This window comes from Frankia sp. Mgl5, assembly GCF_023242985.1.
Taxonomy (GTDB): domain Bacteria; phylum Actinomycetota; class Actinomycetes; order Frankiales; family Frankiaceae; genus Parafrankia; species Parafrankia soli.
Window position 1 is genome coordinate 1 of sequence record NZ_JALKFY010000840.1, and the last position, 19,383, is coordinate 19,383.

Below are 19,383 nucleotides of genomic sequence, written 5' to 3' on the forward strand. Positions count from 1 at the left end.
CCGAAGCGCTGACCGCATAACATTCAACCAGGATCACGCGGCATCACGCTCCGTACACCACCCCCGTGGGCATGACCAGCGGCGGCGGTGTTCGTCGACTGCGTCGTCCGGCCGAACCCGGTCCGGCTCACCGGTTCCTCCGCCACTACCTCTTGCCATGTGTGACCAAGGGGTGGTACCGATCGTGCTTGTATTGCCTTCAGGCTCCTGACCAGGATCTTCCTGGTAGATCCGCGCCGGCCTGTAGTTCGTCCCCGTGTTGCACATGCCTCACGGTGCGGGCGCAGGAAGCTGAGTCTGTGCTCCGACCGCCGCATCAGCGATCGTCTGGAGCGCCTCCAGGCTGATGTTGGCCACCATAGGGAACGGCAGTTTGTGCCAGTCGCACGCCAGCGGGCACGAGGAACGAGTAGGGGCACGCACCCAGCCCGCCCGATCACCACCAGAATCAGGGCGCTCCGCTCCCCGGACAGGCCGACCTCCAGCCGGTCAGGCGTAGCGCCATCCTGTGGTCGTCCTGCGTACGACAGGTTTGGGATCAAAGTGGCTGTTTCAGGTGCGGAGTGCGTCGCGAAGGTGCGCTGCGAGGGTTTGGGCGCTGTGTCGCAGATGCGATGGGTCCGGCCCGACGGCGAGCAGTGACCGGGACGCGGAGGCGAGAACGCGATCGAGACAATCGGCGAAGCACGCCGCGACGGTCGCGGGTGTGGCGCCTTGGGCGCCGAGTCCCGGTGCGAGGAACAACCCGTTCATCGCGCGGAGACCGAAGTCCGACGGAGGGCCGTGCGTGGGGCCGAACACCGATCCGATCGGGCCGACGCGGCCGGGCGCGAGGCGGTTGTTCTCGGCGGCGATGTCGGCGACCAGGTGCTGTTCGACCGTCGCGGTGTCCGTGTGGCGGGCACTCTGGAGGGCGCGGCCCTCGGCGTTGGACGACCGGGTGACGACGAACACGCCGGCATTGCTGGCCACGGCTCGATCCAGGATCGGTCGCATCGCCGCGAAACCGAGATACGGGGTGATGGTGATCGCATCCACCGGAATCCCCGCGTCAGGTCCAAGGTAGGCCTCGGCGTAGGCCTGGCTCGTCGAACCGATATCTCCCCGTTTCGCGTCGAGGAGAACCAGCAGACCCGCGCCGCGGCACGACTCGACGAGGCGGGCCAGGCTACGGATTCCTCGCCAGCCATGCCGCTCGTAGAAGGCGGCCTGGGGCTTCACGATGCCCACCGCCCCCACCGAGGCCTCGACGACGATGTCGACGAAACGCTCCAGACCATCTGGAGTGTCCGGCAGACTCCATCTGGTCAACAGATCGCCTGACGGGTCAAGCCCGAAGACGAGCGGTCCATACCTCCCCACTGCCGTACGGACCCGGTCAGCGAACGGCGCACTGGAGGACTCCGGCAACCCGAACCCGACCGAGCCCGCTTTGAACACCGACGACATGGACGCGATCGTGACCTATTCCGTCCGCACACGCCAGAGCCCTTGGGCTGAGCTGCGGCGACCTCGCCGTTCGACGGGCCGGCACCAGTACGGGCCTCAAAGAAGCGGACATGTGCAACCAAGGGGTGGTACCGATCGTCCTGGCCCACGCCCGCGTGCTGCTCACCAGCAGCCCGGAGGGACGGACCGTCTACCTCGACGCGGACCTGCGCGACCCCGACGGCATCCTGGAATCCGAGCAGCTGCACTCGACCCTGGACTTCTCCCAGCCCGTCGCGCTCTCCCTCGTCTCGGTCCTCCACTTCGTCGAGGGCGACGAGCCGTACGCGATCGTGCGCCGGCTGCTCGAGCGGCTCGCTCCCGGCAGCCATCTCGTCCTCAGCCACGGCACCGCCGATCTCGACCCGGGCGCCCAGCGGATCGTGGACAGCTACCGGCAGCGAGGGCTCGCCTGCCAGTTCCGCACCCGCGACGAGGTGACGCGCCTCTTCGACGGGCTGACGCTGCTCGAGCCCGGCGTGCAGGTGATCCACCGGTGGCGGCCCGACGGCACGGCGGACGGCCTGACCGACACCGAGGTCCCCGGCTACAGCGGCATCGCCCGCAAGTAGGCCGCCCGCGAGTGGGCCGCCCGCGCCGAACACGACGAACCGGCCGGCGGAGGTGCTCCCCTCCGCCGCCGGCGGCCTCGTACAGTACTGCGATGAGCTCCGGCGTCCCGCTCCTCACCGACGCGTTCGGCCGGATCCGGGAGATCGTGCACGACGTCGTCAGCGGCCTGACCCCGGACGAGCTGAACCACCGGCTGGACGGCCGGGCCAACTCGATCACCTGGCTCGTCTGGCATCTCACCCGGGTGCAGGACGACCACGTCGCCGCCGCGGCCGGGTCGGAGCAGGTCTGGTCCGCGGGCGGCTGGGAGCAGCGGTTCGGGCTGGCCGTCCCCACCGGGCCTCAGGCCGGGTACCGGGCGATCGGCTACGGCCACAGCTCGGCCGACGTCGACGCGGTGCGCGTCACCGATCCCGGTCTGCTGCTCGGCTACCACGACGCCGTCCACGAGCAGACCGTCCGCTACCTCGGACAGCTGCGGGACACGGACTTCGACCGGATCGTGGACGAGGCGTGGGACCCGCCTGTCACGCTCGGCGTGCGGCTGGTGAGCGTCGTCTCGGACGACCTCCAGCATGCCGGCCAGGCGGCGTTCGTCCGCGGGCTCGTCCACCCCGGCTGACCGCCCGGCGCTCCCGGCCGTCAGCCCGCCGGGGTCAGCCGGGGCCCCGGGGTGAAGGTGATCGGCACCGACTGCGGCGCCCGGTTGAACGTCGAGTGGTAGTCGATGTCCGCGCCGGGCTGCAGGCGGACGTCGACGAGGCGCGTGACGATCTCCTCGAGGGCGATGCGCAGGTTCATCCGGGCGAGGTTGGAGCCGGCGCAGCGGTGCGGCCCGGCGCCGAACGCGATGTGCCGGTTGCGGCCGCGGTCGAGGTCGAACGTGTCGGCGTTGTCGAACTCGGACTCGTCCCGGTTCGCCGACGCCCAGTAGATGAGCACCCGCTCACCGGCTTTGATCTGGTGCCCGCCGAGCTCGGTGTCGTGCCGGGCCGTCCGGGCGATGCAGATGAACGAGCCGTCGAGGCGCAACAGCTCCTCCACCGCGTCGGGGATCAGCTCCGGGTTCTCGCGCAGCCGCGCGAGGATCTCCGGGTGCCGGCAGAACCGGATCATCGACATCCCGAGCGCGCCGGCCGTCGTCTCCAGGCCGCCGAGGACGAGGAGCTGGACCGTCCCGACCGCCTCCGCCGGGGTGATCGGACGGCCCTCGATGTCGGCGTTCATGACGGCGTCGACGACGTCGCCGCGCGGGCCCTCCTCGCGCCGCTTCGCCATGAGCGCCCCGATCCACGCCGCCAGCTTCCCGTGGCTCTCCCGGGACTCCTCCAGGTGCGACAGCGACGCCAGGGTGGCCCAGTGGTTGACCATCTCGAGGTCCTCGGCGGGCGCGTGCAGCGCCATGTCGAAGAAGGCGAGCCCGGGCAGCGGGCGGGCGAACTCCGTCATGAAGTCGCACTCACCGGCCTCGATGAAACCGTCGATGAGCCGGTTCACGAGCGCCCGGGTCTGCTGCTCCCACTCGACGACGACGACCGGCCTGAAGTGGGTGTTTATCAGGCGCTTGAAGGTGCGCTGCAGCGGCGGGTCGATCGTCACCGGCAGGATCTTCATCGGCGTGGGGGTGTGCGGGACGGTGATGCCCAGCTCGGAGCTGAACGTCTCCCAGTCCTGCGCGACCCGGAGCACATCCTCGTATCCGGTCACCACCCAGAAGCCGTCGTACTGGTCGCTGTGCGCCACCGGGCACCGCGACCGGGCCAGGGCCAGCGTGGGGTGCAGATCGCGGGCGAGCTCGGGCGAGAGGTGGTCGAAATGGTGCTCGACCCACTCCGCGTCCAGCTGACCGGTAGCTGCGTCTGTCATCTCCACCGCACCTCGCACACGTCCATGTAAACGTCCCCAGTCGGGCAAACGGGCTGTGTCGGGAGCAGCGTACCAGTGAGTGAGTCCTCGCTAATCTTTTGTCTGCTCCGGCCTCGGCAGAGAGCGACCGGCCGGCGCTTCGCGCTGGGGCACAGGGCATCCGGCGACCCACGCGGTCCCCCGGACGGCGTTCCGCCGACGCCCACCACCGGCTGTGCGCGCACGGGCCACGCCTCGGTGGCGGGGGCAGGCGAGACCACGCCTCAGTACCGGGCGCAAGAGCGCAGGTATCGAGGTTCCCGGGTAGCCGGCAGCCGCCTGTGGAACGTCCCCGCGACGGAACCGGCGTGTACCTCGTTCGACGCCCTCTGTGCCGTTTGACGTCAGATGATGATTGATCTGGCAGCGAGCAGATGGTCGGCGAGGTCGAGATCACCCGTCCGCTCGATGAGCTTGAGTTCGCGGTCACTCAAGGCCCCGGTAAACAGTCGCCAGGCTACTGTTGCCGGCATGCGGTGAAACCTGGCAGCTCACGTATCACCCGGGGGCTAAGAACCCGAGTGGTCGTCACCCAGCCGTCGTTCCTGGCATTCAGCGCGGCCACGAACTCCCGGTAGTCTGAGTGCCCGGCCAGCAGCCCGGAGAGGTCCTGATCACGTCCGCGAGAAAGCCAGCCGAGATCGTCGTCCACCAGGTGCAAGGCGACGTCCTTTTGGCCACAGAATTCCCCCGGTCGGGGGCGTCCCGCCGCGATCGGTCCTCGGAACCAAAGCGGTCAGCGATGCTCCGCCGCGGCGAACGGACGGCCGACGTCGTGCCGAAGCTGCGCCAGGGCTCCCGTATCCCTGAATAGCAATTGGCTCGGCGGTGCCGCGCTGCCACGGTTGCGCTGGGAGGGCCGCCGGATGGTCAGGTGTTGCCGGGCGGGCACTGACGCGGCGCGGGCTGCTCCGCCGCGGGCAGGACGACGTCGTGGGCGGTGGCGGTCAGCGACAGCCCGGACCCGCCCGTCGACGCCTCGACGATGTCGAGATCCAGCGGCAGCTCGCCGACCGGGATCTTGATCGGGGGCAGCAGGCCGCCCACGGGCACGGGGATCGTGGCGTTGATGGCCCCGCGCAGCGTCACCTCACTGGGGACGAGCGTGAGCACGTTGTCGCGGACCTCAAACGTGGTGACGCCCCCGATCTCCTGGGAACCGAACAGCCACAGGTCGGTGCGCCCGGAGATCTCGACCCGCCGCCCGCCGTCGACCGGGTTCACCTGGAGGGCGCCGGGCAGCCCGGCCAGGTAGGTGTTGAGGTCGGCGTAGTCAAGCCGGACAGTCGCCCGGATGTCGTCGACAGGCACCGCGCCGACCGACCCGGAGATCATGTCCCCGAGCGGCACGTGGATGCCGGACAGCTGCGCCTGCACGGCGGAGATCCGGGGCCCCGGGGTGGCGATTCCCTCGATCGTCACCCCGATCTCCTCGAACTTGCCGAGCAGGATCTGGGTGAGGAAGGGGAAGCCGCCGATGTGCACGTCGCGCACGGTCGGTGCGGGGGCACCGCATTCCAGGCTCTCCGCCACACTGACCTTGATCTGCTTGGCCATCTGGCCCTCGGCGACCGAGACCGCTGCCCGGTCACCCACCACCAGCAGCACGAAGCCGACGGCCGCCGCGACCAGGGCCCACAGCCACCGGCGCCGCCGCCGGCGCGCCGGGGCCGTACCGGCCGACGGGGTTGTCCCGGCCAGCAGCCGGTGATCGTCCGGGGCGGCCACGGGCGCGGGTTCCAGCGCTGGTGGCTGCGAGAAGGGCCGGGACGGCGCGCCGGTCATCGCCGGGGCGGATCCGTAGGACATCGTCGGAGGGATCGGCGGGCGGCCGGGCTCGTCGGGCTCGTCGGGCTCGTCGGGCTCGTGGGGCTCGTGGTTCTCCTCCCACCGGTCCGTGCCCCCCGTTCCGCCGGCCGCCGGCCACGCCGGCCGGCCCGGTTGGAACGCCCCGGCGGGGGGCGGGGGGGCCGGCTGCCCCGAGCGCGGGCCGGTGGCGGCCGCCGCGCCGGCGCGGTGGTGCAGGTCCATCGTCGGCTGGTCGCCACCCGGTGCTGGCCACTCGCCCGATGCGGGCCACTCGTCGGATGCGGGCCGTGCCCACGGTGAGCGGTGGGCGGGGATGTCGCCCTCGTCCGCGTGCCGGCCCGTCCCGTCACCGCCGTGGTTCACCGGGACATCTCCGCTCCGCTCGGCGTCGGCCAGGCTCAGAGCCTACTGCCGCAGAAGTTGGGATCCACCACCTCGATGCCCGTGCCCTCGGCGTTGACCCGGACGAAGGCGTAGCACTCGCGGAGGCGCCCGAAATCCTCGCCGAAGTCGGTTCTGGTGATGAGACCGCCAGCGTCATAGTCCTCCACGGCGCGCAGGCCGTCCATGAAGGACTGCCTGCTCGGGCACTCCCCGGCCTCCTCCAGCCCCCGGACGAGCATGTCCGCGACGACGTAGGCGGTCAGGGCGAGGGTCTGGTCCGGGTCGACGAGCTGGGGGGCGTACCGGGCCGCTGCCGCCCGGTAGGCGTCAAGAGCCGGGGAGCTGACCTGGAACGGCAGGTAGTTGGCATAGGAGGTGACCCCCGCGAGCCGGGCGCCGTAGGTCTGCAGCAGCTCCGCGCTGACCTCGCGGCCGGTCAGGATGACCTTGAGCGGTACCTCGGCCTCGCGCGCGGCGTCGACGAGCTGAGCGAGCGTCTCGGTGTCCATCGCGGCGACGAGGGTGTCGACGCCGTTGTTCAGCATCCACTCGGCGATCCGGGAGGCGCTCGCCCGTCCCGGCTGGTACTCGGTGACCTGCTCCGCGGGAATCTCGACACCGGCGGCTCGCAGACTCACGATCAGCTGGTCGGCGAACTGCGCCGAGGTGCTCCCGCCGGCGTAGTCCCGGACGATCACCGCCCGGGTGCCACCATGCTCATGGACGAACCGGCCGAACGTGTCGACCGACCCCCCGTCGGTGAAGAGGTAGGCGAACGAGAACATGTTCCGGTGCCGGGACCACGCGTCCTCCACCGCGAGGCCGACCACGGGCACCCCCGCCTCGGCCAGGTAGGGAGCCCCACCGGAGGTGGCGGTGCTCGTCTCCAGGAGCCCGAAGACCCCCTCCCGCTCCACCAGCTGCCGGCTCATGGTCAGGTTCGTCGACGGGTTGGCCTGGTCGTCGCGCCACACGTAGCTGATCCGGCGCCCGTGCACCCCGCCGGAGGCGTTCGCGAGCCCGAGCCGGGCGTCGATGCCGGCCCGCGCCGCGCTGAACGAGCTGGCGAGGCCACCCGAGTCCGGGTACAGCATCCCCACCTTGACCTCGTCCGCGGTGACGCCGGGCGCGACGCAGCCGTCCGCGGTGTTCGTAGTGGCGTCGTCGCCCGCACAGCCGACGAGCGACGCCACGGATAATGCGGCCGCCACCGCACACAACACGGATCGAGCGGAGTTCATATCAGCCCCCAACCAAGAATCAATGTTCGTCCCACGCCATGTCGCGGGACCGCGCGCCTCGGAACCGCGGACACGACCGCCAGGGATTTTCTGTATTCGGTTGGCATCCGCGCGCGGACACCCGCCATTGCGCCACAAAAGAAAGCGTCACCCTCCTCGGGCCGATAACGGGCCGGGCGCGAGAACACCTGCCGCACGCCCACCGGACCAAAATCTCGGCTGTTCCTGCACCCTAACAGGAACCGGAACCGGACGGCATCAATGCGCCCACCCGGCCGGGGCGGCAACTTCAGGACGATGCCCGCCAATCCCAATAATTGCTGTACAGCAAGTTCCGTATCGCCCGCCGGCTGGGCGGAAATGCTCCGCTCTGCGCCGGCTCCGGGGCGGCCGGTGCCGGGGCCGCTCCGGCTGTGGGGCGGCCGGGCGGCGGCACCGGCCAACCCCACGGCACCCGCACAGACCCACGGAACCATCGGGCTCGCGCGGCCCGCCGGGCCCGCCGAACGCGCCGGGCCGGCGGCGACATCGCCGGGATAAGCCGCGCACTCGCCGGGACGGCCGCATTGAATACCGCCGGCAGACCAGCCCGGTCTCGACGCGAATTTCTTTCGGCTCCGGATCGACATTTCCGCGTACCGGGGCCGCGGAGCAATCAGGAAGATGCCGGCGAACGGTGGCGGCGAGCGGGCCTATTCCGGCAGCACCGCGCGGGCATGGGCGGCGGGCTCAGCCCTCGCCTTGCCGGTAGCGAACGCCGAATTTCCGCGTTCAGCACCATCGGTGAACGCACCGTCACGGGTGCAGGGAACGTGCTTCAGCCCTGCTCGCCGACGATCCTGTCCAGGTAGGCCTCGATGTCGGCAGCGCGTTCGCGCAGGTCATCGGCTGTTTCCGGCGCGGTCAGCGCCAGGAACCGGCCCGTTTCGATCGCGTCCGCGACGATCTCGCCCACCGGGTCGGCATCGAGAACCGGGAACCGCGGCCCCCGCGGCGGCTTCGGCTCCCCGAAGAAGGTGACGTTCTCGATGATGTTGGTCGCGACCCCGGCCGGGCACAGGCAGGTGACGCCGATGCCGCGCGGGCGCAGGTAGAGGGCCAGCGATTCCGAGAGCCCGACCACCGCGTGCTTGGTCGCCGTGTACGGGAGGCGGTCGAACCCGTAGGGCAGCAGCCCCGCCGTCGAGGCGGTGTTGACGACGTGCCCCGAGCCCTGCGCGAGCAGCAGCGGCAGGAAGACGAGGTTGCTGCGCACGACGCCGAGCAGGTTGACGTCGATGACCCGCTGCCACGCCTCGAGCGGGATGTCCTCGACCGCGCCGACGGCCAGGATGCCGACGTTGTTCATGACCACGTCGACCCGCCCGAACCGGGCCAGCGCGAGATCGCGGGCGGCCTCCAGGTCGGCGGCGGCGGTGACGATGAACGCCATCGCCTGCGCGACACGGCGGGCACGCAACGGCTCGACGAGGTGGGGCAGGAACCCGCCCAGGCGCTCCTGGAACTCCCGCGCCGAGTCGCGGAGCGCAGCCGGCAGGCCCTCGAACACGTCGCTGCGGCCGTACTGCCGCAGCATGTCGACGAAGCACAGGTAGTGGCTGCCGGGCAGCTCGCTGTGCTCCAGCAGGGTGCGCACCTGGCAGTCGAGCAGCGAGCGCAGGTCGTCGGGCCGGTGCTCGGCGATGAGCAGGGTGCGCCGCTCGTGCAGCCAGGGCAGCCTGTACTCGAAGATCGCCTGGACGAGCTGGTCCCGGGAGCCGAAGTGGTACTGCACGGCCGAGTTGTTGCCGTTGCCGGCCGCCGCGCCGATCTGCCGCAGCGAGATCCCGTCCAGGCCGTGCGCGGCGAACAGGCGCTCGGCCGCGCGGACGATCTGCTCCTTCGTCGACGGGGTCACCACCGGCATGCGCCGGATACAAACACCGCGAGGGAGAGCAAGTCAAGCGCCTTACCGGTAAGACGCCCGACTTGCCAATCCGGTGCTCCGGCTACGGCTTGCGGCCGACGCCGCACGACTCCAGCGGCGCGAGCAGCTCGCCGGGCTCGGGGACATGCCGCCAGTACGGCGGGGAGACGATGCCGGGCTCGACGAGCTCGAGGCCGTCGAAGTAGCGGGAGATCTCCGCGACCGAGCGATAGTGGTATCCGTTCCCGACGGTGGTGACCTGGTTGAGGTCGTCGACGGTGAGGTCCTTGCGGGTCTCCGGCTCGGACGTCCGGTCGTCGGACCCGTCCTCGAGCACCATGAAGCTGCCCGACGGCAGGGCGTCGAGCAGCCGGCTCACGATCGAGTAGGCCTCGTCGAGATCGGGGATCAGACCCATGATCGACATGAGCATCAGGCCGATCGGCTTCGTGAAGTCCAGGGTCTCGGCCGCGAAGTCGAGAATGCGCTCCGGGTTGCGTGCGTCGGAGTCCAGGTAGGTGGTGACGCCCTCCGGCGAGCTGGCGAGCAGGGCGCGGGCGTGCGTGAGGACCATCGGGTCGTTGTCGACGTACACGACCCGGCATTCCGGCACGAGGCGCTGGGCCACCTGGTGGGTGTTGTTCTCGACCGGCAGGCCGGTTCCGACGTCGAGGAACTGCCGCACACCCTCCTCGGTGACCAGGTGGGTGATCGCCCGCGCCAGGAACGACCGGGACGCCCGCGCCACGTCGAGGATCTGCGGGAAGACCGCGATGGTGCGGTCCCCGTGCGCGCGGTCGACGGGGAAGTTGTCCTTGCCGCCGAGGTAGTAGTTCCAGACCCGGGCCGAGTGCGGCCTGGTGGTGTCGAACGTCGGGGGCGGGTAGTTGGTCACGGCGCGTGAGCTCCCGTTCGAGGGCCATTTCTGGCGAGGGCCGATGCTGTCTCCGTCGTATCGGCCGAAATCGTAAGACCTGTTAAGGCGGTTCTCGCGACTGGGGCTGGTCACAGCCCCCGACACGCCGCGAGGGCGCGGCCTCCGTCCGGAGAATCCGCGCCCTCGCGATGACCTGCCGCCACCCGGCGGCTCCTGCTACTCGGCTACTTCAGCGAGATGGACCGGTCGACGAACTCGTCGGTGGCCACATCGGCGGGCTTGAGCCCCGGGGCGGGCGGCGTCCCGGCCGTGGTGAGCGCCGGGGTCAGGCGTCCGATCAGGCTCTGGACCCGGCTGGTGTCGAAGGTCCCGAAGACCCCGTCGGTGCCGTTGGCGACCAGCCCGAGCTCCTGCTGCCTGGTGTTCCCGTCCTCGAGCAGGCCGGTCGACAGCTCGTAGCCGGCGGTGTCCAGCTTCGAGGTGACCTCGATCATCAGGTCGTTGGCCCGCTTCGGGTCGGCCAGGTAGTCGACCATCGCGCGCTGGAACAGCGGCACGAGCGCCGTCAGGCAGTCCTGGTTGGCCGCCAGCTTGTCCTTGCGGACGGCGAGCACGTTCGCGTACGCCGGGTACTCGTCGCCGACGAGGACGTACTTCACCGGCTTCGCCCACTCCTTGACGTCGTGTTCGAGCCGGTACGGCTCGTCGGTGACGAACCCGACCTGGACGATGCCGCCGTCCTCGGCGACGAAACGGCTCACGCTACCGTCGTAGGAGTTGTCGACCTGGGACCGCTGCAGGAGGCCCTCGCCGATCAGGACGTTCATGTACGCCTCGTCGCCGACCAGCACGGTCTTCCCCGACTTGCCGATGTCGGCGACCGACTTGAAGTCGAGCGACGGGTCGCCCCAGAAGAACATCAGCGGCGACTTAGCGTAGGGCGCGAGGACCGCGACCGACGGGTGCTCCGCGGAGTTACGGATCACCTCGTCCAGGTCCAGGTAGCCGAGCAGGATGTCGTCGTCGGTCTCGAACAGCGACGACACCGAGTCGAAGCCGACCGCCGGCCCGCCGGAACGGATCTCGAGGTTCACCCCGGTGGCGCCGAGCGGCCCGGTCACCTTGAAATCACCCGTGTCGATCTTCGGATTCGCGCCGAGGAGCTGGTAGGTGGCGCCGTAGTCGACCTCCGGCCACCAGCTCGTCTGCACGACGACGGTGTCCGGGCAGACCCCCTTGAGCGGGGTGGTGTAGCTCGCCCCGGCGGCCGTCCCGCCGGCACCGCCGGCGGTCGCGGGCTCGTCCTGGGAGTCGCCGCAGGCGACCAGGCCGAAGGCCAGCCCCACGGAACAGACCAGGGCCGCCACCGTACGAAGTCTCGTCACGTGTGCTGCTCTCCTCGGCGCAGGAAGGAAGGGAAGTACGCGGGACGCGGACCCAGGAGAGGCGAGTCGCCAGAGTGACAACCGCATGCTGTCTCCGTCACCCCCGAATGGGCGATAGCCTCCCACGTCGGACACGTCCGGTAGCAAGCGCCCTCCCGGCTCACGCCTCCAGGAACCGCAGAACCGCCAGCACCCGCCGGTGGTCGGTGTCGGTGGGCGGCAGGTCGAGCGGCCCTCCGCCATCAGCCGCAGCACCTCCTGCTCGCGCGGCGTCAGCCGCTCCAGCGGGTCCACGCTCACCCTCGCCCGGCCGGACACGCTGTCGCTCGCCCCCTGGGCCGGCTTCGGTCTGCTGTGCGGCTACGTGGCCGTCCTGCTGGCCCTCGCCGCCCGCCGGCTGCGCCGCCGCGACACCTAGGATTCGGACGAGGCCCTGCGATCAGGGGGAAATCCCCACGAACGGGCGTCGCGACAGGATCTCGACGGAAAGGTTCCTAGGTGCCAGACGGGGACGACGGCGGACTCACAGCGCCGGGGCGGCCGGGGGTGGCCAGCCTGGAACGGCCAAGCGTGGCCGGCCCGGCGGCCCGGCCGCGGGGACGGGCGCGGGCGGGCGGTCTCGCCGCCCGGGCCGCACGGACGGCGCTGCCGCCGTTCGCGGTGTTCGCGGCCGTGATCGGCGTCTGGTACGCCGTCACCTACTGGTTCCTCGCCCCCCGCCGCCGGTTCCTGCTCCCCCCGCCGCACGAGGTCGTGTCCGAGGGTTTCCTGGACCGCCGCACCGCCGACGAGATCCTCACCGCGCTCGGCGGGACGGCGCAGGTTGCGCTCACCGGCCTCGCGATCGCCGCGGGCATCGGAATCCTCTCGGCGATTCTCATGTCACAGGCCCGCTGGATCGAGAACTCGTTCTACCCCTGGGCGATCCTTCTGCAGACGATCCCGATCCTGGCCATCGTCCCGCTGATCGGGTTCTGGCTCGGCTACGGATTCTGGTCTCGGACGGTGGTCTGCGTCGTGATCTCGATGTTCCCGATGATCACCAACACGCTGTTCGGCATCCAGTCCGTCGACGCCGGCCATCACGACCTGTTCACGCTGCGCCGGGTCGGGCGGTGGCGCCGGCTGCTCCGCCTCGAGCTCCCGAGCGCGCTGCCCGCGATCTTCGTCGGCCTGCGCATCTCGGCCGGCCTCGCGGTGATCGGCGCGATCGTCGGCGACTTCTTCTTCCGCCGCGGCGACGTCGGGATCGGCGCGCTCATCGACAACTACACCCGCGACCTGTCCTCCGGCCCGCTGTTCGCCGCGATCATCGTCTCGGCGCTGTTCGGCCTGGTGGTGTTCTGGTTCTTCGGCCTGGCCGCCCGGCTGGTCGTCGGCCCGTGGCACGACTCCGCCCGCGGCTAACGCCGCACGCCCGGTGCGGCCGGTAGGCCCGGAGCGGGCGTCGGGCCAGGATCCGCGGCCTCCAACCAGTACCGCCGGCGCTGGAAGGCATAGGTGGGCAGGTCGACCCGCCGGGCGCCGGTGCCCGCGAAGAACGCCCGCCAGTCGACGGCCTGCCCCCACTCATACAGCGTGGCCGAAGCCTCGGTGACGGCGCGGATCTCGGCGCGACCGGGCGGCAGCAGCACCCATGACCTCGCGCCGCGCGGGATGTCGACGCCGGCCGCGTCGCGACCCACGACCAGCACGTTCGCGGTGCCCGGGGGAACGCGGCAGCCGGGCGACGCGCTGCGGGCACCCGCCGCCAGCAGTGCCCGCAGATCGTCCAGCGACAGCGCGCCCCGCACGTACGCGGCCGCGGCCTCGCCCGCACCGTGCCCGACGACGGCGTCGGGCCGCACACCCCAGGACTCCAGCAGCCGGCACAGTGCCACCTGCAGCGCCACCTGTGGCGCCGTCTGAAGAGCCGTCTGAAGAGCCGCCCCCGCGAGAGCCCCGCGGAGGGTCGCCCACTCCGCGCCGAAGGCCGGGAACGCGTCCGCCAGCGCGCGGCCGGTACCGAGCCCCCACCCGCCCCCGCCGGGCAGCACGAGCACCAGCCCGGCTCCGGCGCGGCCGTCCAGGGCGGCGTCAGTGCCCTCCGGCGGGCCGGCGGCCAGAGCGGTCAGGCCGCGCAGGAACTCCGCGCGGTCGTCGGCGACCAGCACCGCCCGGTGCGCGAAGGCGCTGCGGCCGGTCGCGAGCGAGAACCCGACGTCGGCCGGGAGGAGATCGGCCCGCTCGGTCACCAGGTCGAGCAGGCGCCGGGCCTGGGCCCGCAGCGCGGGCGCGGACCGGGCCGACAGCGGCCACGGCACCACCAGCCGGTCCACCGCGCGCCCGGCCGTCCCATCCCCGGCTGCCGCGTCGGCGGGCGGCGGCTGATCCTGCTCGAGGATCACGTGCGCCAGTGTGCCGTTGGCGCCGAACGAGGAGACCCCCACCCGGCGGGGCCGGCCGGCGGTGTCCGGCCAGGGCACCGCTTCGGTCAGCAGCGCCACCGAGCCCTCGGACCAGTCCGCGTGCGGGGTCGGGGCGTCGACGTGCACGGTGCGCGGCAGGACGCCGTGCCGCATGGCCATCGCCATCTTGATGACGGCACCGGCGCCGCCGGCGGCCTGGGTGTGGCCCAGGTTCGACTTCAGCGACCCCAGCCACAGCGGCCGGCCGGCGGGCCGTCCGCGCCCGTAGGTGGCCAGCAGGGCCGCCAGCTCGATCGGGTCACCGACCGGGGTTCCGGTGCCGTGCCCCTCGACCGCGTCGACGTCGGCCGGCGCGAGACCGGCGTCAGCCAGCGCCCGGCTGATCAGCCGCTCCTGCGAGGCGCTGCTGGGCGCGGTGAAGCCGTTGGTCGCGCCGCTCTGCTCGACGGCGCTGCCGCGCACCACCGCCAGCACCGGATGGCCGTTGCGCCGGGCGTCGCCGAGCCGTTCCACCAGCAGCACACCCACCCCCTCGGAGATGCCGGTGCCGTCAGCCGCGGCGGCGAAGGACTTGCAGCGGCTGTCCGGGGCCAGGCCCTGCCCGTGCCGGGTCGTCTCCTCCCACAGCTCGGGGGTGGCCAGCACCGAAACCCCGCCGACCAGGGCGAGCGAGCACTCGCCGCGCCGCAGGGCCTGGCCGGCCAGATGCAGGCCGACCAGCGAGGACGCGCACGCGGCGTCCAGCGTCACACACGGCCCCTCGAGACCGAGCGTGTAGGAGACCCGCCCGGACGCGATGCTGCCCGCGCTGCCGAAGTAGGCGTAGCCGTCGATGCCCGGGGGCGGTGGGCGCAGGCGGTACCCGTAGTCGTGGAAGATCACACCGAAGTACACGCCGGTGCGGCTGCCCCGCGCCGACCGCGGGTCTATCCCCGCGTGCTCGAAGGCCTCCCACGAGGTCTCCAGCAGCAGCCGCTGCTGCGGGTCGGTGGCCAGCGCCTCGTTCTCCGACATCCCGAAGAACTCCGGGTCGAAGTCGGCCGCGTCGTGCAGGAAGCCACCGCCGAAGCAGGTGAGAGCCGAGGTGTCCCAGCCCCGGTCGGTCGGGAACGGGGTGATGGCGTCGCCGCCGCCGGCGACGAACCGCCACAGCTCGTCGGGTGAACGCACCCCGCCAGGGAAACGGCAGGCCATCCCGATGACCGCGATCGGCTCACCGGCCTGCGCGATCAGCCCCCGCAGCCGCTCGTTCTCCTTCATCGCCGCGCGCAGCGCCTCGACGAGGCGGTCGGGGGGAACATTCACCAGGGCCTCCGGCGGTCCGGGTCGGGGTCGGGGTCGGGTGGTGGTCAGGTGCCTTCGCCGAGGGCCAGCCGGACCAGCGTCTCGGCGTCCATCTCGTCGAACGCGCTGGCCGGCTCGCCACCGCCGGGCGCGGCCGGCGGTTCCGGGCCGGACGGGCCCGCGGGCGCCGGCGCGGCGGCGGGTGGGCCCACAGCGGCCGGGGCCGCCTCCGGGAACAGCTGGTCGCGGAGGTGGCCGGCGATGGCCTCGGGTGTCGGGAAGTCGAAGACGAGCATCGGGCGCAGGCGCAACCCGGTCGCCGCGGTCAGCCGGTTGCGGAACTGCACCGAGGCGAGCGAGTCGAAACCGAGCTCCCGGAACGGCCGGTCCGGTGCCACCGCCGCCGCGGACGTGTGCCCCAACGCCGCGGCGGCGGTGGCGCACACGACGTCGCGCAGGGCCCGGTCCCGTTCCGGGCCGCTGGCCCCCGCCAGCCGCCGTGCCAGCGTCTCGATCGGATCATCGGCCGCGCCGTCGACCGACCGCCGGGCCGGGTGGCGGACCAGGCCGCGCAGCAGCGGCGGGACGGCCCCCGCCCGCGGTGCCCGTGGGTCGAGCCGCATGGGCAGCAGCACGGGGCGGTCCGCGGTGAGCGCGGCGTCGAACAGCGCCATGCCGGCCGCGGCGGAGATCGGCCGCAGCCCGTTGGCGGCCATCCGCTGGTCGAGCGCGGCGGCGTCGAGGTGCCCGGCCAGGGCGCTGCGCGGGGCCCAGTACCCCCAGCCGAGGGCGAGCGCGGGCAGGCCGGCTGCCCGCCGGTGGTGCGCCAGGGCGTCGAGGAAGGTGTTGGCGGCCGCGTAGTTCGCCTGCCCCGCGCTGCCGAACGCGGCCGCGGACGAGGAGAACAGAACGAAGGCGGCCAGGTCGTCGCCCCGGGTGAGCTCGTGCAGGTGCAGGGCGGCGTCCATCTTGGGTCGCAGCACGGTGTCGAGGCGTTCCGGGGTCATCGCGGAGAACACCCCGTCGTCGAGGGTGCCGGCGGCGTGCACGACCGCCGTCAGGGGATGCGCCGCGGGGATCGCGGCGAGCACGCCGGCCAGCGCGGCGCGGTCGGCGACGTCGCAGGCCGCCACCGTCACCCGCGCGCCCAGGGCTGTCAGATCGTCGGTCAGCTCCGCGACGCCGGGCGAACCGGCTCCGCCGCGGCTGACCAGCAGCAGGTTGCCGATCCCGTAGCCGGTGACCAGGTGCCGGGCGACCAGCCCGCCCAGCGTGCCGGTGCCACCGGTGATCAGCACCGTCCCGTCCGGCCGCCACCGTGCCCGGCCGGCGTCGACACCGGCGCCGGCGACCGGTGCGCGGACCAGGCGTTGGCCCAGGACGGCGCCCTCGCGCAGGGCGACCCGCGGCTCGCCGCAGGCGACCGCGGCCGGCAGGGCCCGCTCCGACGCCGGCGTCCCGTCGACGTCCACGAGCAGGAACCGGTCCGGGTTCTCCGCCGCCGCCGAGCCGAGCAGGCCCCACACCGCGGCGTCGGCGAGGCTGGTGACGTCGTCGTGCGCGCCGACCGCCACCGCCCCCCGGGTGACCACGACCAGCCGGGCGGCGGCGAACCGGTCGTCACGCAGCCATTCCTGCGCCAGGGCGAGCACCGAGCGCAGGGCGGTTCGCGCGGCCGCCGCGAGATCCGGGCCGGCCGCGGCCGAGTCGCTGGTCACCAGCACGACGTCGGGGATGGCCGGCAGGGCCGCGGCCGCCGCCAGGTCCAGGCAGGCCGGGGCGTGGACGCCGGCCAGCGCGAGGGCCGTGCGCAGCCCGAGCGGGTCCGGCCCGAGCACCGCCCAGCCCGGCGCGCCGGCACCCGAGGCCCGTGCGGGGGCCACCGGCACCCAGTCGAGGGCGAACATCGAGTCCGCCGCCGAGGCGCGCAGCGCACGCAGCCGGGCGGCGGCCAGCGGCCGGAGGCCGGTCGAGCCGTAGGCCGCGACCGCCGCGCCGGTGTGGTCGGCCAGCTCCACCGAGACCGCGCCGGCGCCCGCCGGGCCGACACGCACCCGCACCGCCCGCGCGCCGGTGGCATACAGCCGCACGCCCCGGTAGCCGCCGTCGACCGCCACCACCGGCTCCGACACCGCGGGCGGCTCCACGCCGAGCACGGCGGGCGGCTCCGCGGGCTGCTCCGCGGGCTGCTCGGCGCCGGCTGCCGGGAGCCGTCCCCACAGAGCCAGGTGGCCGGCCGCCCCGAGCAGCGCCGGGTGCAGGCCGAACCCGGCCACCTCGTGCTCGCCGTCCAGGACGGCCTCGGCGAACAGCTCCGTCCCCGCCTGCCAGGCCCTGGTCAGCCGCGCGCCGTCCGGCCCGTGGCCGTGACCGGCGGCGAGCAGCTCGCCGTACAGCCGGTCGACGTCCACCGGAACCGCGCCGGGCGGCGGCCACGCCCGCGGGTCGGGCACGGACGCGGCCGGGTCGGCGGTGCCCGCCAGCGTCGCGGTGGCGTGCGCGGTCCAGGGCGCGTCCGCCGGGGCCCCGTCGGGACGGGCATGCACCGTCAGCGCGCGGTTCCCGGTGCCGTCCGGTGCTCCCGCGTGCAGCTGGAGCCGGAGCGCCCCACTCTCAGGCAGCACCAGCGGCCCGGTCAGGGCCAGGTCGGTCACCTCCGGGCAGCCGACCCCGTCGCCCGCCTGGATGGCCAGCTCCAGCAGCACCCCGTCCGGCACGACCGGGACGCCGGCCACGGTCCGGCCGGCCAGCCACGACTGCGCGGCCGGGCTGATCCGGGCCGTCAGCAGCAGGCCCCCGTCGGCCATCGGGACGGCGGCGGTGACCAGCGGATGAGCCGGGCCGTCGCGGCCCGGCGCGGCGGCGGCGTCGGCCGGGCGGGCCGGTGCCGACCGCGGCCAGAACCGCCGGCGCTGGAAGGCGTAGGTGGGCAGGTCGGCCGGGTGGGCGCCGGTGCCCGCGAACGCCTCCCGCCAGTCGACGCCGACCCCGTGGACGTGCACCTCGGCCAGCGCGGCCAGCAGGCGGTCGGCACCCCCGCGGCCGCGCTGGAGCGTGCTGACGACCACGGCGTCCCGGCCGGCGTCGTGCGCCGTCTCGGCCAGCCCGAATCCCACCACCGGATGCGGGCTGACCTCGACGAAGGTGTCGAATCCGGCGGCCAGCAGCGCCCGCGCGGCGCCGTCGAGCAGGACCGGTTCCCGGGTGTTGGAGTACCAGTACTCGGCGTCCAGCGCCGCGGCGTCCAGCGGCCCCCCGGTCACCGTCGAGTAGACCGGGATCCGGGCGGGGGTGGGAGCCAGTGGGCGCAGGATCTCCATCAGCTCGGGACGGATGCCGTCCACCTGCGCGCAGTGCGTCGCGACCGACGCCGCGACCAGCCGGGCGCGGACGCCCTCGGCGGTGAGCTCGGCGACCAGGTCGTCCAGTGCGCCGGTCTCGCCGGCGACGGTGACCTGCCGCGGCCCGTTGATCCCGCCGACGGCGAGCCGGCCGCCGAAGCGGTCGAGCCGGGCGGCGACGTCCGCGGGCGGCAGCCCGACCGACGCCAGCGCGCCCCGGCCGAGCAGGCGGGTGGCCAGCAGCCTGCTGCGCAGCGCGATGATCCGGGCCGCGTCGGCCAGGGAGAGAGCACCGGCGACGTGCGCGGCGGCGACCTCCCCCTGGCTGGTGCCGACCACCGCGGCCGGCGTCACCCCGTGGGCGCGCCAGGCCGCGGCCAGCGACACCATCATCGACATCAGCGCGGGCTGGATCACCTCGATGGCCTCCAGCGGCGGCGCGTCACCGGCCCCGCGGATCACGTCCAGCAGGGACCAGTCGAGGTAGGGCTCGAACGCCGCGGCGCACTCGGTCATCCGCTCGCGGAACGGCGGGCACGACTCCAGCAGCTCCCGGCCCATGCCGGACCACTGTGATCCCTGCCCGGGGAAGACGAACACCACTCGCGGGTCGGGAACGGCCACGCCGCGCACGACAAGGCCGCGCGGCTGGCGGACGCCCGCGGGGGCGGTCCCGTCGGCGGGATCCTGGTCGCCGGCGAGCTCCGCGAGGCCGGCCCGCAGCTCGTCGTGGTCGGCGCCGACCCCGCCCGCCCCGGGGGGGCGCGGGGCCCCGGGGCCCC

General features: G+C 73.0%; 13 protein-coding genes and 2 pseudogenes. 4 read left to right on the top strand and 11 right to left on the bottom strand.

The window, feature by feature from the left end:
- Positions 1-552 precede the first annotated feature (552 nt).
- Positions 553-1,449 (bottom strand): orotidine-5'-phosphate decarboxylase, encoded by an 897-nt coding sequence (gene pyrF, locus MXD62_RS35860; protein WP_248833771.1) that lies wholly within the window; start codon positions 1,447-1,449, stop codon positions 553-555.
- Between the two features lie 110 nt (positions 1,450-1,559).
- On the opposite strand from pyrF, the gene MXD62_RS35865 reads away from it, so the two are divergent.
- The gene (locus MXD62_RS35865; RefSeq protein WP_248833772.1) at positions 1,560-2,060 is read left to right on the top strand and encodes an SAM-dependent methyltransferase; all 501 of its coding nucleotides are present in this window, start codon (positions 1,560-1,562) and stop codon (positions 2,058-2,060) included.
- Positions 2,061-2,152: 92 nt separating this feature from the next.
- Positions 2,153-2,683, top strand: coding sequence for a DinB family protein (locus tag MXD62_RS35870; protein ID WP_248833773.1), 531 nt, complete (start codon positions 2,153-2,155; stop codon positions 2,681-2,683).
- A 20-nt stretch (positions 2,684-2,703) separates the two neighbouring features.
- On the opposite strand, the gene MXD62_RS35875 is transcribed toward MXD62_RS35870, so the two are convergent.
- From MXD62_RS35875 to MXD62_RS35910, 8 genes and pseudogenes are all read right to left on the bottom strand, one after another.
- Entirely contained in the window at positions 2,704-3,927 is a 1,224-nt protein-coding gene (locus MXD62_RS35875) for a cytochrome P450 (protein WP_248833774.1), read from the bottom strand.
- Positions 3,928-4,423: 496 nt separating this feature from the next.
- Positions 4,424-4,627, bottom strand: a complete 204-nt coding sequence (locus MXD62_RS35880) for a hypothetical protein (RefSeq protein ID WP_248833775.1) — start codon at positions 4,625-4,627, stop codon at positions 4,424-4,426.
- A gap of 209 nt (positions 4,628-4,836) precedes the next feature.
- Positions 4,837-6,138: a DUF2993 domain-containing protein gene (locus MXD62_RS35885; protein WP_248833776.1), complete on the bottom strand. Its 1,302-nt coding sequence runs from the start codon at positions 6,136-6,138 to the stop codon at positions 4,837-4,839.
- 35 nt (positions 6,139-6,173) lie between these two features.
- On the bottom strand, positions 6,174-7,370 hold the full coding sequence (locus MXD62_RS35890; protein WP_248833777.1) for an ABC transporter substrate-binding protein: 1,197 nt from the start codon (positions 7,368-7,370) through the stop codon (positions 6,174-6,176).
- 847 nt (positions 7,371-8,217) lie between these two features.
- A pseudogene (locus MXD62_RS41155) lies at positions 8,218-8,868 on the bottom strand (SDR family oxidoreductase); the annotation flags it as partial.
- 273 nt (positions 8,869-9,141) lie between these two features.
- Positions 9,142-9,306, bottom strand: a pseudogene (locus MXD62_RS41160) (TetR/AcrR family transcriptional regulator); the annotation flags it as partial.
- 82 nt (positions 9,307-9,388) lie between these two features.
- Entirely contained in the window at positions 9,389-10,201 is an 813-nt protein-coding gene (locus MXD62_RS35905; RefSeq protein WP_248833778.1) for an SAM-dependent methyltransferase, read from the bottom strand.
- A 206-nt stretch (positions 10,202-10,407) separates the two neighbouring features.
- Positions 10,408-11,568 carry a hypothetical protein gene (locus MXD62_RS35910; RefSeq protein WP_248833779.1) on the bottom strand — a complete coding sequence of 387 codons (1,161 nt, stop codon included), beginning with the start codon at positions 11,566-11,568 and terminating at the stop codon, positions 10,408-10,410.
- A 199-nt stretch (positions 11,569-11,767) separates the two neighbouring features.
- Here MXD62_RS35910 and MXD62_RS35915 point away from each other — a divergent pair, with 199 nt between their 5' ends.
- Positions 11,768-11,986, top strand: coding sequence for a hypothetical protein (locus MXD62_RS35915; RefSeq protein WP_248833780.1), 219 nt, complete (start codon positions 11,768-11,770; stop codon positions 11,984-11,986).
- An 80-nt stretch (positions 11,987-12,066) separates the two neighbouring features.
- A complete protein-coding gene (locus MXD62_RS35920; RefSeq protein WP_248833781.1) occupies positions 12,067-12,975 on the top strand; it encodes an ABC transporter permease in 909 nt (302 codons plus the stop codon).
- Here the strand turns inward: MXD62_RS35920 and MXD62_RS35925 are convergent.
- Entirely contained in the window at positions 12,972-15,281 is a 2,310-nt protein-coding gene (locus MXD62_RS35925; protein ID WP_248833782.1) for a type I polyketide synthase, read from the bottom strand. The two genes, MXD62_RS35920 and MXD62_RS35925, sit on opposite strands and share 4 nt — an antisense overlap.
- A 44-nt stretch (positions 15,282-15,325) precedes the next feature.
- A partial coding sequence (locus MXD62_RS35930; RefSeq protein WP_248833783.1) for a type I polyketide synthase occupies positions 15,326-19,383 on the bottom strand: 4,058 nt, incomplete at its 5' end.